Origin of the sequence: Caenispirillum salinarum AK4 (assembly GCF_000315795.1) — a bacterium.
Taxonomy (GTDB): Bacteria; Pseudomonadota; Alphaproteobacteria; order Rhodospirillales; family Rhodospirillaceae; genus Caenispirillum; species Caenispirillum salinarum.
Genome location: NZ_ANHY01000022.1, coordinates 115,239 through 127,523 on the forward strand (window position 1 = coordinate 115,239; position 12,285 = coordinate 127,523).

10 protein-coding genes and 1 pseudogene are annotated in these 12,285 nt (G+C 67.1%); 5 read left to right on the forward strand and 6 right to left on the reverse strand.

What is annotated here, in order from left to right:
• The first annotated feature begins 46 nt into the window (after window positions 1-46).
• A complete protein-coding gene (locus tag C882_RS20280; protein ID WP_009542561.1) occupies window positions 47-2,827 on the forward strand; it encodes a [protein-PII] uridylyltransferase in 2,781 nt (926 codons plus the stop codon).
• Between the two features lie 74 nt (window positions 2,828-2,901).
• Here C882_RS20280 and C882_RS23600 read toward each other — a convergent pair whose 3' ends face one another.
• Complete coding sequence (locus tag C882_RS23600; protein WP_083876079.1) at window positions 2,902-3,549, reverse strand: NYN domain-containing protein; 648 nt, start codon at window positions 3,547-3,549, stop codon at window positions 2,902-2,904.
• Between the two features lie 144 nt (window positions 3,550-3,693).
• Window positions 3,694-4,308: a DUF938 domain-containing protein gene (locus C882_RS20290; protein WP_043646777.1), complete on the reverse strand. Its 615-nt coding sequence runs from the start codon at window positions 4,306-4,308 to the stop codon at window positions 3,694-3,696.
• Between the two features lie 98 nt (window positions 4,309-4,406).
• Here C882_RS20290 and C882_RS20295 point away from each other — a divergent pair, with 98 nt between their 5' ends.
• The 3 genes from C882_RS20295 (at window position 4,407) to C882_RS20305 (ending at window position 6,227) form a co-directional block, all read left to right on the forward strand.
• Window positions 4,407-4,868, forward strand: coding sequence for a tellurite resistance TerB family protein (locus C882_RS20295; protein ID WP_009542564.1), 462 nt, complete (start codon window positions 4,407-4,409; stop codon window positions 4,866-4,868).
• 66 nt (window positions 4,869-4,934) lie between these two features.
• Window positions 4,935-5,270 carry a ferredoxin FdxA gene (gene fdxA, locus C882_RS20300; protein ID WP_009542565.1) on the forward strand — a complete coding sequence of 112 codons (336 nt, stop codon included), beginning with the start codon at window positions 4,935-4,937 and terminating at the stop codon, window positions 5,268-5,270.
• Window positions 5,271-5,729: 459 nt separating this feature from the next.
• A complete protein-coding gene (locus tag C882_RS20305; protein ID WP_043646779.1) occupies window positions 5,730-6,227 on the forward strand; it encodes a CarD family transcriptional regulator in 498 nt (165 codons plus the stop codon).
• A gap of 468 nt (window positions 6,228-6,695) precedes the next feature.
• On the opposite strand, the gene C882_RS20310 is transcribed toward C882_RS20305, so the two are convergent.
• From C882_RS20310 to C882_RS20325, 4 genes are all read right to left on the reverse strand, one after another.
• Window positions 6,696-7,508 carry an amino acid ABC transporter ATP-binding protein gene (locus C882_RS20310; RefSeq protein ID WP_009542567.1) on the reverse strand — a complete coding sequence of 271 codons (813 nt, stop codon included), beginning with the start codon at window positions 7,506-7,508 and terminating at the stop codon, window positions 6,696-6,698.
• Complete coding sequence (locus C882_RS20315; protein WP_009542568.1) at window positions 7,505-8,647, reverse strand: amino acid ABC transporter permease; 1,143 nt, start codon at window positions 8,645-8,647, stop codon at window positions 7,505-7,507. Before C882_RS20315 ends, C882_RS20310 begins: the two co-directional genes overlap by 4 nt.
• 5 nt (window positions 8,648-8,652) lie before the next feature.
• Window positions 8,653-9,870, reverse strand: coding sequence for an amino acid ABC transporter permease (locus C882_RS20320; protein WP_009542569.1), 1,218 nt, complete (start codon window positions 9,868-9,870; stop codon window positions 8,653-8,655).
• 248 nt (window positions 9,871-10,118) lie between these two features.
• The gene (locus tag C882_RS20325; protein ID WP_009542570.1) at window positions 10,119-11,147 is read right to left on the reverse strand and encodes an amino acid ABC transporter substrate-binding protein; all 1,029 of its coding nucleotides are present in this window, start codon (window positions 11,145-11,147) and stop codon (window positions 10,119-10,121) included.
• Between the two features lie 485 nt (window positions 11,148-11,632).
• Between C882_RS20325 and C882_RS20330 the strand changes: the two are divergent.
• Window positions 11,633-12,285 (forward strand): annotated as a pseudogene (locus C882_RS20330) (hypothetical protein); the annotation flags it as partial.

Consider the following 12,285-nt stretch of genomic DNA (forward strand, 5'->3'; position numbering starts at 1 on the left):
CCGCCGCCATCGCCCCTATATTGAGGCGGCAGACGCGAGGGGTGCCATGTTGAAGATTCGCAAGCCCCGCGCGGTCGTCGACCGCCGGGCCCTGGTCAGCCACCTGGAAGACATCGCCGCCGATCCGGCGCTCAAGAACCGCCAGCGCCGCCAGAAGGTGCTCGCCGCCTTCAAGGAGGCCCTGCGCCACGGCCACGACGAGGTCCGCCGCCGGTTCCTGGACGAGCACGGCCGCGGCGACCACTGCGTGCGGGAAAACTGCTATCTGGTCGACCAGCTGATCGTCACGCTGTTCGACTACACGGTCACCCATGTCTTCCCCACCGGCGTCAAGACCACCGGCGAGCACCTGGCCGTGCTGGCCGTCGGCGGCTATGGCCGACGCGAGCTGTCGCCGTTTTCCGACATCGACCTCTTGTTCCTGCTGCCCTACAAGAGCACGCCGTACTCCGAGCAGGTGGTGGAGTTCATGCTCTACATGCTGTGGGACCTGGGGCTGAAGGTCGGCCACGCCACCCGCAACGTGCAGGAGTGCATGCGCCAGGCCAAGGGCGACATCACCATCCGCACCGCCATGCTGGAAAGCCGCCACCTGTGCGGCGACCGGCGCCTGTGGGACGACTTCCACCAGCGCTACCAGCAGGAAATCGTCGCCGGCACGGGCATGCACTTCGTCGAGCAGAAGCTGGCCGAGCGCGACGACCGACACGAACGCCTGGGCGACAGCCGTTACGTCCTCGAACCGAACGTCAAGGAGGACAAGGGGGGCCTGCGCGACCTGCACACGCTGTACTGGATCGCCAAGTATCTCTACGGCGTATCCGACATGCGGCAGCTGGCCGACATGGAGGTCTTGAGCGACCAGGCCGCCACCAGCTTCATCAAGGCGCAGACCTTCCTGTGGTCGGTGCGCTGCGCCCTGCACTACCTGTCGGGCCGGCCGGAAGACCGCCTGACCTTCGACATGCAATCCGCCGTCGCCGACGCGCTGGGCTACACAGACCGTGCCGGGGCCAGGGGCGTGGAGCGGTTCATGCGGCACTACTTCCTGGTCGCCAAGGACGTGGGCGATCTGACGCGCATCTTCTGCGCGGTGCTGGAGGAGCGCAACCGGCGCCGCCCCGCCCTGCGCATGCCGGGCGCCTTCCGCAAGCGCAACCTGGAAGGTTTCGTGGTGGAGGGCAGCCGGATCGCCGTGCCCCGCGACGATGCCTTCGAGACAGAGCCCGTGCGGCTTCTGTCCATCTTCCATGTGGCGCAGAAGCACGGGCTGGACATCCACCCGGACACGTTACGGCTGGTCAACGACAACCTGCGTCTCGTGCGCTCCCTGCGCAGCGACCCCGAGGCCAACCGCCTGTTCGTCGAGATGCTCATCCACCCGCAGCACGCCGAGAGCACCCTGCGGCGGCTGAACGAGGCAGGCGTCTTCGGCCGGTTCATTCCCGATTTCGGCCGTGTCGTGGCGCAGATGCAGTACGACATGTACCACGTCTACACCACCGACGAGCACACCATCCGCGCCATCGGCATCCTCAACCGGATCGAGCAGGGCAAGCTGGCGACGGAACTGCCGCTGTCCACCCAACTGGTGCAGAAGGTGCAAAGCCGCCGGGCCCTCTATGTGGCGGTGCTGCTGCACGACATCGCCAAGGGACGCGGCGGCGACCACTCCGAACTGGGGGCCAAGGTCGCCACCAAGCTCTGTCCGCGCCTGGGCCTGACGCCCGAGGAGACGGAAACGGTGTCGTGGCTGGTGCTGCATCACCTGGACATGAGCCGCACCGCCTTCAAGCGCGATGTCGACGACCCCCAGACCATCCGCACCTTCGCCGACCTGGTGCAGAGCCCCGAGCGCCTGGAGCTGCTCACCCTGCTGACCTGCTGCGACATCCGCGCCGTCGGGCCGCAGGTGTGGAACAGCTGGAAGGGCACGCTGCTGCGCGAGTTGTTCTACCGCACCGAGGATGCGCTGTCGGGCGGCCTGTCCGCCGGCTCCCGCGATGCCCGCGCCGCCCGCAAGCGTGAGGCCCTGCGCGAAAGCCTGGAGATCGCCGGCTGGAGCGCGCGCGACATCGAGGATCACCTGGCGCGCGGCTACCCCAGCTATTGGCTGACCTTCGACACGCAAAGCCAGCAGCGCCACGCCGAACTGATCCGCGACGCCGAGGCCGCCGGGCGCCTGCTGACGGTGGACGTCTGCACCGATGAAATCCGCGGCGTCACCGACGTCACCATCTACACCGCCGACCATCCGGGCCTGTTCTCCAAGATCACCGGGGCCATGTCGCTGTCGGGCGTGACCATTGTCGACGCCAAGATCATGACGCTGACCACCGGCATGGCGCTGGACGTCTTCTCGGTCCAGGACAACGACGGCACCGCGGTCACCGACGAGGACAAGCTCGACCGGCTGGCACGCATCATCGAGAACGCACTGTCGGGCAAGATCTGGCTGGAAAAGGAACTGGCGGCCAAGCCCTCGGGGCTGCCCAGCCGCACCCGCGTCTTCAAGGTGCCGCCGCGCGTGGTGGTCGACAACACCGCGTCCAAGACCTACACGGTGATCGAGGTCAACGGCCGCGACCGGCCGGGCTTCCTCTACGACGTGACGGCGGCGCTCACCCGCTGCGGCCTGCAAATCCATTCCGCCCAGGTCACGACGTTTGGCGAGCGCGTGGTGGACGTCTTCTACGTCAAGGACGTCTTCGGCATGAAGATCGAGCACGAAGGCAAGCTGAAGCAGGTCCGCGAGACGCTCATGGACACGCTGAACGGCGAGGTCGCGCGATCCGTCGCGGCGCGCAAGAAGGAAGCGGCGGAGTAGGCCGGGTTCCGCACGCCGCATCGCGCTGGCACGCGATAAAAGGATGCGGGGAGTGACGGCCCCTCGCGCTTCCGTTATTGGGAGGGCGGAGCGGAACGGTCGGGACGGCGCGCCAGAACTCTGCCGCTGGCTTCATCCACAATGACGGCAGGCAGCAAGGCTCTCTCAAGGTGGATCGGCTTGATGGCCGCCAACTTTTTCTTTCCGACGAGCTTGCCCATCTCCTTACTGTGGCGGAGGTTGGGCGGCGCGATGACCTTGATGGACTTTTGTGGGAAGTGCTCCAGGACCATCCTGATGGCCGGCGTGAGGTCGCTGTCCCGGCTGACCACGAAGGCCTCGTCGTAGACGTTCTGAAACGCGTCGCGCAGAAGGTAAAGCGCGATGTTTACGTCCGTTTCCTTCTCTTCGTGACCAACCCAGGCTGCGCCACAGGTCCGGCAGCCGCGATCCTTTTCCTTGAACTGGCCCAGGACCGGCGTAGCCCCCGACTGCTCAAGCGCCGCAACATACTGTTCATGACGGGCATGAGCCACGGGAAGCCACGTGGCAAAGGCAGAAAAGTAGTAGACGCGCACGAGGTCGTGCACGGCCGGATCCGTAAAATTCGTCATCAGCCGCCGCAAATCCATCCATTTCAGATGCGGACGGTGCAGCTTGTCGATGGCATGGTAGAGATTGAAACCGTCCACAAAGACGGCGATCCGACGCCGAGCGCTCATTCCGTCCCCCCACGAAATGAAAACCCCCGAGCCGAAGCCCGGGGGAGGCGCCGAGGCCGAGGCCCCGACGGGATTAATAACCAATATATAGCGTCAGGACCGACTCGGCACAATACCGATTTTTAGGCGAGTCGATCCTCCCCTTCACCCCCGCCGGAACACCACCGTCAGGTTGTTCGCCGGCATCTCCACCGTCTCCGGGGTGGAGAATCCTGCGCCGGCCGCCATGTCCGCCACGTCGTCGAGGTTTCGGATGCCGAACGACGGGTTCTGCGCCTTCAGCCAGTTGTCGAACGCCGCATTGCTCTCCGACGTGTGCACGCCGCCCACGCGGAACGGCCCGTAGAGCACCAGCGGCGCGCCCCGCGGCAGCACCACCGCCGCGCCTTGCAGCAGGGCCGGCGTGCATTCGGGCGGGCTGATGTGGATCATGTTGATGCAGACCACCGCATCGGCCGCATCCACAGGCCAGGGTCGCGCCGTCACGTCCAGGGCCACGGCCGGGCGCAGGGTCTCCGGCCCCTCGGCCTCCGCCCAGGCGTCGACGCTGGCCCGGGCGGAGGCGTCGACGTCGGTCGGCTGCCATGTCAGGCCCGGCAGCGCGCGTGAGAAGAACACCGCGTGCTCGCCGGTGCCGCTGGCGATCTCCAGCACGAGACCGCGCGCCGGCAGCACGCGTTGCAGCACGGAAAGAATGGGCTCGCGGTTGCGCGCCGTTGCCGGGGCGCTCCGCCTGGCATCTTGCGGGGGCGTTGTCATGGTGTTTAAGTGACGCTTCCTTTCGCCGAAGGCAAGATGTCGTCCGCGACCGGACCGGCCGCTTGCATCCTCCACGCATCAACCACACGTGGACTATCATGCTTGGCAAACTGAAAGACCTGTTGTTTTCCGCCTCCGAGGCCGATGCCCGCGCCGCCGATCACGACGACGTGGCCGTCGCCGCCGCCGCCGTCATGGTGGAAACGGCAACGCTCGACGGCACCTTCGACGAGGACGAGCGCGCCAGCATTCTCGGCCTGCTGCAGCGCCGGTTCCAGCTGTCGGATGCCGACGCCCGCGAACTGCTGGCCGAGGCCGAGGCCGAACAGCAGGACACCAACGAGCTGTACGCCTTCACCCGCGCCATCAAGGACCACTTCGACCACGACCAGCGCGTCGAGATGGTGGAAATGCTGTGGGAGGTGGTGTACGCCGACGGCGTCGCACACGACTTCGAGACCAACCTCATGCGCCGAGTCTGCGGCCTTCTGTACGTGGAGGACGCGGAAAGCGGCGCCGCCCGCAAACGGGTGCTGGACCGCCTGGGCCTGTCGTCCTAGAAAGAGGGCCATCGGCCAAACCACATTGTCCCCGCCGGACGCGCTTAAACCGGAGTTGATGAACCCATGACCTACGTCGTCACCGAGAACTGCATCAAGTGCAAGTACACCGACTGCGTCGAGGTGTGCCCGGTGGACTGTTTCTACGAAGGCGAGAACATGCTCGTCATCAATCCGGACGAGTGCATCGACTGCGGCGTGTGCGAGCCCGAATGCCCGGCCGAGGCCATCTTCCCCGACTCCGAGGACATCGCGCAGAAGTGGGCGGAACAGAACCGCGAGTATTCGGAAAAGTGGCCCAACATCACGCGCCAGAAGGACCCGCTGCCCGACGCCGACGAATGGAAGGACAAGCCCGGCAAGGCCGAGATGCTGTCCGAGACGCCGGGCTCTGGCGACTGAGATCGAGTCGCACTACATATCCCGCACGGCAAGAACGGGGCGGCCGGAAACGGCGGCCCCGTTCGGCGTCCGGGACTCGGGGGAATCCCGCCGCTCCCGGGGCGGGCCTCGGTGTTGCGCTTTTTTTACCTGTCTCGGGTCCCCAAAACGTGGTATACCCTAGCGGTCCGCTGGTTCCATCCGGCGGCACTTTTTTTGAGGGTCCGACCCCAGTGCGGGATTGAGAGAGAGAACGCTTCGCCGGACCCCGCATCAGCTACGGATACGGGCGCACGCCCGCCCGGACACTGACAGCCATGCCGCGCAACCCGGCCGGTGCGCGGCGGTGGACGCCCGTTTCGTTGCGCGTCCATTCACCTCGGAAGCCGGCCATGATCACGGCCACGCGGTCGCGACCGGAGACGCAAGGGCTCCGGCGGCCGCCTCGGCAGGTCTTGACGGGAAGAGAAGAAGAGAAACATGACGAACCAAGTGCCTTTCACGGCTGGCGACTTTGTCGTCTACCCCGCGCACGGCGTCGGCAAGGTTCTGGAAGTGGAGAAGCAGACGATCGCCGGCCATGAGCTGGAGCTGTTCGTCGTCAGCTTCGAGCGCGAGCGCATGACGCTGCGCATTCCGGTGACCAAGGCCAAGACCTCGGGCCTGCGCAAGCTGTCGACCAAGAAGGCCATGGACTCCGCGCTGACCACCCTGAAGGGCCGCGCCCGCGTGAAGCGCGCCATGTGGAGCCGCCGCGCGCAGGAATACGAAGCCAAGATCATCTCGGGCGACCCGGTCGCCATCGCCGAGGTGGTGCGCGACCTGCACCGCTCCGCCACCCAGCCGGAGCAGTCCTTCAGCGAGCGCCAGATCTACGAACAGGCGCTGGAGCGCCTGTCCCACGAACTGGCCGCGGTCGAGCAGATCGAGCCCGAGGCCGCCACGGAGAAGCTGGAAAAGCTGCTGACGGCCGCCTGAGCCGCCCGACGGACCCGAACGCGAAACCGCCCGCCCTGGGAGACCGGGGCGGGCGGTTTCTTTTTGCGCGGGCTGGCGGGGTGCGGCGAGGCCACGAAGGGACGAAGACCACGAAGCCGGTGTGCTGGCGGATGGGCTGCGGCTTCATTGGCTGGCAGGTGTTATGGAACCACCAAGACACCAAGGCACCAAGACACCAAGGCAAAGGCGCGCCATCCTCTTTCCGGCCGGGGCCTTGGCCCGGCCTGAGAGGAAGGGTGATGACCAAGGAGCCGGGGGAGCGCGAGGGAGCCCGCGGCTCCCTCGCAATAACCATTGCGGCGCAGCCGCGAAGCCTTGGTGGCCTTCGTCCCTTTGTGGCCTCGCCGCACAAAGCCACCGGAGCCTGCCATCCCCCCCGCGCGCCCCCACGAAAAAAGGCCGCCACCCCATGCGGAACGGCGGCCTTTCCCGTTGGCGAACGCCCGATCAGTGCTGGATGATCTGGCTGAGGAACTGCCGGGTGCGCTCTTCCTGCGGGTTGGCGAACAGCTCCTTGGGGCTGTTCTTCTCCACGATCTGGCCGTCGGCCATGAAGACCACCGTGTCGGCGACCGAGCGGGCGAAGCCCATCTCGTGGGTGACGCAGATCATGGTCATGCCTTCCTGGGCCAACTCCACCATGACGTCGAGCACCTCCTTGATCATTTCCGGATCAAGGGCGGAGGTGGGTTCGTCGAACAGCATGATGGACGGCTTCATGCACAGCGACCGCGCGATGGCGACACGCTGCTGCTGGCCGCCCGACAACTGGCCGGGGTACTTGGAGGCCTGCTCGGGGATCTTCACGCGCTCCAGGTAGTACATGGCCGTATCCACGGCTTCCTTCCGGGGCGTCTTGTTCACCCAGATGGGGCCGAGGATCAGGTTTTCCAGCACGGTCAGGTGCGGGAACAGGTTGAAGCTCTGGAACACCATGCCGACGTCCTTGCGGATGGCCTCGATGGCCTTGACGTCGTTGGTCAGCGTCACGCCGTTGACGATGATGTCGCCCTGCTGGTGTTCCTCCAGCCGGTTGATGCAGCGGATCACGGTGGACTTGCCCGAGCCCGACGGGCCGCAGACGACCACGCGCTCGCCGCGGCGGACATCCAGGTTGATGTCCTTCAGGACGTGGAAGTGGCCGAACCACTTGTTCACGTTGTCCAGGCGGATGACCACTTCCTCGCCCATGGCGGGCGTCTTCGGCGCATCCACCGACGGTTCGACGGTGGTCTGGGTGGGTTCGATTCCGTTGCTCATCGACGGGTCCCCGCGTTGAGACGGCGCTCCAGGAACTGGCTGTAGCGCGACATGAAGAAGGCGAAGCTGAAGTACAGGATGGCGGCGAAGATGTAGCTCTCGGCGTAGAACTGGCGCCATTCCGGGTCGGCCAAGGCGGTCTTGGCGCTGGTCAGCAGGTCAAAGAGGCCGATGATGATGACCAGCGACGTGTCCTTGAACGTCGAGATGAACTGGTTCACCAGCGGCGGAATGACGATGCGCAGCGCCTGCGGCAGGACGATCAGCCGCGTCTTCTGCCAATAGCTGAGGCCCAGGCTGTCGGCGGCCTCGTACTGTCCGCGCGGCAGCGATTGCAGGCCGCCGCGGATGGCTTCGGCCAGATAGGCCGAGGTGAACAGCATGATGCCGACGATGGCGCGCAGCAGCTTGTCCACGGTCACGCCCTCGGGCATGAACAGCGGGAACATGATCGACGCCATGAACAGCACCGAAATCAGCGGCACGCCGCGGATCAGCTCGATGAAGGTGACGCAGATGGTCTTGATGGCCGGCAGGTTCGACCGTCGCCCCAGCGCCAGCAGCACGGCCAGCGGGAAGGCCAGGCCGATGCCCGTCACCGACAGGATCAGGGTCAGCGGCACGCCGCCCCACTGGGTGTTGTCGACATAGGTCATGCCGAACACGCCACCGTACATCAGCACGCCGCAGACCGTCAGCACCACGGCCCACAGCGGGATCAGCCACTTGGACCAGAACGGCGGGTAGCAGCTGGCCGCCAGCGCCGCGATGAACAGCACGACGGCCGTCATGGGACGCCACTGCTCGTCGAACGGATAGAGGCCGAACAGGATGAAGCGGTGCTTCTGCTCGACGAAGGCCCAGCAGGCGCCGGCGCCGTCCACCTTACAGGCGTCGGGGGTGTCCGACGACCAGATGGCCGACAGGAACGCCCAGTCGAGGAAGGGCGGAATGATCAGCCACAGCAGGTACAGGCAGACCAGCGTGGCGATGGTGTTGGGGATGGAGCTGAACAGATGCTTCTTTGTCCAGCCCAGCATGTCCCACACGCGCTGGGTCGGATGGCCCGCCGTGGGCTCGTCCGGTTCCTCGATGTGCGTGTAGGCGGGGTTGCGCGCATCGCGCTCTTCCTGGCGCATCACCATCAGCTCCGCCCCCCTCGCAGCGCAATGTAGCTGTTGTACCAGTTCATGAAGGCGGAAATGCTCAAGGACACCGTCAGGTAGGTCGCCATGATGATCGCCACGCCCTCGACAGCCTGACCGGTCTGGTTGATGGACGTGTTCGCCGTCGCCACCAGGTCCGGATAGCCGATGGCGATGGCCAGCGAGCTGTTCTTGGTCAGGTTGAGGTACTGGCTGGTCAGCGGCGGGATGATGACGCGCAGCGCCTGCGGCAGCAGCACCAGGCGCATCACCAGGCCGCGCTTCAGGCCCAGCGCCACGGCGGCTTCCGTCTGGCCGTAGTGCACCGACAGGATGCCGCCGCGCACGATTTCGGCGATGAAGGCGGCCGTGTACAGCGTCAGGCCCAGCAGCAGCGCCGCGAACTCGGGCGACACGCTGGCACCGCCACGGAAGTTGAAGCCCGCCATCTCCGGCACGTCGATGGCCGTCGGCGCGCCGCCGAGGGCCCACAGGATCACCGGCAGGCCGATGAACAGCGCGATGCCGGGGATCAGCACGTTGGGCCGCCGGCCGGTTTCGCCCTGGATGCGGGCGGCGCGCTTGTTCAGCCACCAGGTGATGACGGCCGCCAGCACCAGGCCGATGACGGCCAGCGTCCAGCCCGTCTCCCACACCGGATAGGGGAAGCGGAAGCCGCGGTTGGACAGGAACCAGCCCTCGACGGGCTCCAGCGCCTCGCGCGGGTGGGGCAGGGCGACGCCGATGATGGCGTACCAGAAGAACAGCTGCAGCAGCAGCGGCACGTTGCGCATGGCCTCGACGTAGACCGACGACAGCTTCGCCACCAGCCAGTTGTTGGACAGGCGCGCGATGCCGATGATGGTGCCGATCAGGGTCGCCAGCACGATGCCGATGATGCTGACCTTCAGCGTGTTCAAAAGGCCGGCGAGCAGCACGCGGCCGTAGGTGTCGGCCGGCGAGTACTCGATGACGCTTTCCGAGATGTCGAACCCGGCCTCGCGGTCGAGGAAGCCGAAGCCCGTGGCGATGTCACGGGCGGCGAGGTTCGTGAGCGTGTTGTGCACCAGATACCAGCCCACCGCCACAACGGCGCCGATGGTCAGGATCTGGTACAGGACGCCGCGCACCCGCTGGTCGTTGAGGAACGACGTCTTGCGGGGCGGCGCGGAGCCCTTGGCCGCGGGGGCGCCGCGTGCGGAGGAGTGGTCTGCCATGAACGTTGGTGACCCGTCTTGCAGAATGGCCGCTTGCAAAAAGGTCGCCGCCGGGGCGAGGGAAGCAGGGGACCCTGCCTCCGCCGCCGCCGGCGACGCCCGTTCACCGATTTATACCGCGCGACGCCTGAAACCGGTCAGGTATCGCCCGGCAAGGCCGGGCGGCCTTTGCGCCGTGCGGCGCGAAAGGCCGTGTGCCGGCTGAACGCTGCGCCGGCGATCTGACCGCCGGCGCGCATCGGGACCGCTTAGCGGGCCGGCGGGGCGTACTGCAGGCCGCCGTCGGTCCACAGGGCGTTCAGGCCGCGCTCCAGGTTCAGCGGGCTGTCCTGGCCGACGTTGCGCTCGAAGGACTGGCCGTAGTTGCCGACCTGCGAGATCACGTTGTAGGCCCACTCGTTGGGCAGGCCCAGCGCCTCGCCCATGCCCGGCGTGGCACCCAGCAGGCGCTTGACGTTCGGGTTGTCGGTCTCGGCCTTCACCTGGTCCACGTTCTCGGACGTGATGCCCATCTCCTCGGCGTCGACCATGGCGTGGAGGACCCACTTCACGGCGTCGAACCACTGGTCGTCACCGTGGCGCACGGCCGGGGCCAGCGGCTCCTTGGAGATCAGCTCGGGCAGGATGACGTGGTCGTCGGGGTTCGGCAGGTCGTTGGCGCGGATGGCCGCGAGCTGCGAGGTGTCCGACGTCAGGGCGTCGCAGCGGCCCGAGGCGTAGGCGGCGTTGACTTCCTCGAAGGCCTCGATGGTCAGCGGGTTGAGCTGCATGTTGTTGGCGCGGAAGTAGTCGGCCAGGTTCAGCTCGGTGGTGGTGCCGGTCTGCACGCACACCGTGGCGCCGTCCAGCTGCCTGGCGCTGTCCACGCCCAGGTCCTTGCGCACCATGAAGCCCTGGCCGTCGTAGTAGTTGACCGGCAGGAAGTTCAGGCCGTTGGCGGTGTCGCGGGTCAGGGTGTGGGTGGTGTTGCGGGCCAGCACGTCGACCTCGCCCGCCTGCAGGGCGGTCAGGCGCTGCTGCGCCGACAGGGGCACATACTTGACCTTCTCGCTGTCGCCGAAGACGGCGGCCGCGACGGCGCGGCAGACGTCCACGTCCAGACCGGACCAGTTGCCCTGCTCGTCGGGCGCCGAGAATCCGGCCAGGCCGGTGTGCACGCCGCACACCAGTTCGCCCCGCTCCTTGACCGCATCAAAGGTCTCGCCCGCCTGGGCGGCGGTGGCACCAAGGCCGACGGTCAGAGCGGCAGCGGCGGCAGCCGTGTAAAGGGTTTTCATCAAAAAAGCCTCCCGTTTATGCACGGATATGAACAGTTTGCCACTCTGGCGACGGTCGGCCGATCGGCCGGTAAGCCCCGGCATGCTTCCCGCCGCTAAGCGTGACACGCACGGATCGTAGCCCAATCAAACACGACTGAAAAGGTCGTGTTTCGTTTGAGTGAAGGCCGGTACGAATGATTCCGCGCCTTATGCCTCAGAGTGCAGTGCACAATTCTACTGTCGCGCATACAAGGCTTCGACGCCCCTGACTTTCGCCCTAGTTGCAATGCCTTGGCGGCCTCCGTACGGTGTGGCGACGGTCGCGGCGGCGCCGGACGCACGGGAAAACATACAAATTTACCGTTTTCTCACCTCTCGCGTGGTATGGTTCCATCCGAAAGTGGCAGACCGGCCGGCGCGGCGGCATGACGTGTGACTCCGCCCGGTGGGGGACGGACAGGACGAGACCCGGGTCGTGCGGGCCCGGATGTGGAAAGTGGGGCATGAGCGTACTCTACAAGGCGCTTGAAAAGGCGGCGCGGCAGAATGCACGGGGCGAGCCCGGCACGGCTGCGGCGAACGAAGGCGGCGTGAACGTCGCCGCCGCGCCGCCGCCGCTGGCACCGCCGGCCGCAGGGGCCGCAACGGCCGGCGACGGGGGGCCGCGACGGGGGCGGACGGCCGTGCGCGCCCTGGCCCTGGTCTTCCTGCTGGGCAGCGCCGCCGCGATGGCGGGCCTGCTGGTGTTCCAGGACGAGGTGAAGACCCTGCTGACCGGGGCGACCGGCGACGCGCCGGTCTACGTTACGCCGCCGGAACAGGCTCCGCAGCCGCAGCCGCAGACGGAAGCGCGCCCTGCGCCGCCGCCGGATGCCGTGGCGGTCGCCGACACCGAACCCGCGCAACCCTCCGCAGCCCCGGCCCCCGAACAGCCGGCGGCGCCCGCCCCGGACACCGGGGACGGGCCGGCCACGCCGGCTCCCTCCGACATTGCCCGGCCGGACGAAATCGCCCGCCAGATGACGGACGCCGACGGCGCCCCGGCGGCCGAGCCCTCCGATGCGCCCGAGGCCGGCCGGCCGGCCGGGTCGGCCCCGGCAGACACCGCCGCCGCCGACCCGGCGCCGCAAACGCCGGCCCCGGCCGCTGCGCCCGC

Excerpts from the sequence above, each read along its gene's own strand:
- C882_RS20280 (WP_009542561.1), top strand. The coding sequence starts at position 47 with ATGTTGAAGATTCGCAAGCCCCGCGCGGTCGTCGACCGCCGGGCCCTG.
- C882_RS23600 (WP_083876079.1), bottom strand. The coding sequence starts at position 3,549 with ATGAGCGCTCGGCGTCGGATCGCCGTCTTTGTGGACGGTTTCAATCTC.
- C882_RS20290 (WP_043646777.1), bottom strand. The coding sequence starts at position 4,308 with ATGACAACGCCCCCGCAAGATGCCAGGCGGAGCGCCCCGGCAACGGCG.
- C882_RS20295 (WP_009542564.1), top strand. The coding sequence starts at position 4,407 with ATGCTTGGCAAACTGAAAGACCTGTTGTTTTCCGCCTCCGAGGCCGAT.
- fdxA (WP_009542565.1), top strand. The coding sequence starts at position 4,935 with ATGACCTACGTCGTCACCGAGAACTGCATCAAGTGCAAGTACACCGAC.
- C882_RS20305 (WP_043646779.1), top strand. The coding sequence starts at position 5,730 with ATGACGAACCAAGTGCCTTTCACGGCTGGCGACTTTGTCGTCTACCCC.
- C882_RS20310 (WP_009542567.1), bottom strand. The coding sequence starts at position 7,508 with ATGAGCAACGGAATCGAACCCACCCAGACCACCGTCGAACCGTCGGTG.
- C882_RS20315 (WP_009542568.1), bottom strand. The coding sequence starts at position 8,647 with ATGCGCCAGGAAGAGCGCGATGCGCGCAACCCCGCCTACACGCACATC.
- C882_RS20320 (WP_009542569.1), bottom strand. The coding sequence starts at position 9,870 with ATGGCAGACCACTCCTCCGCACGCGGCGCCCCCGCGGCCAAGGGCTCC.
- C882_RS20325 (WP_009542570.1), bottom strand. The coding sequence starts at position 11,147 with ATGAAAACCCTTTACACGGCTGCCGCCGCTGCCGCTCTGACCGTCGGC.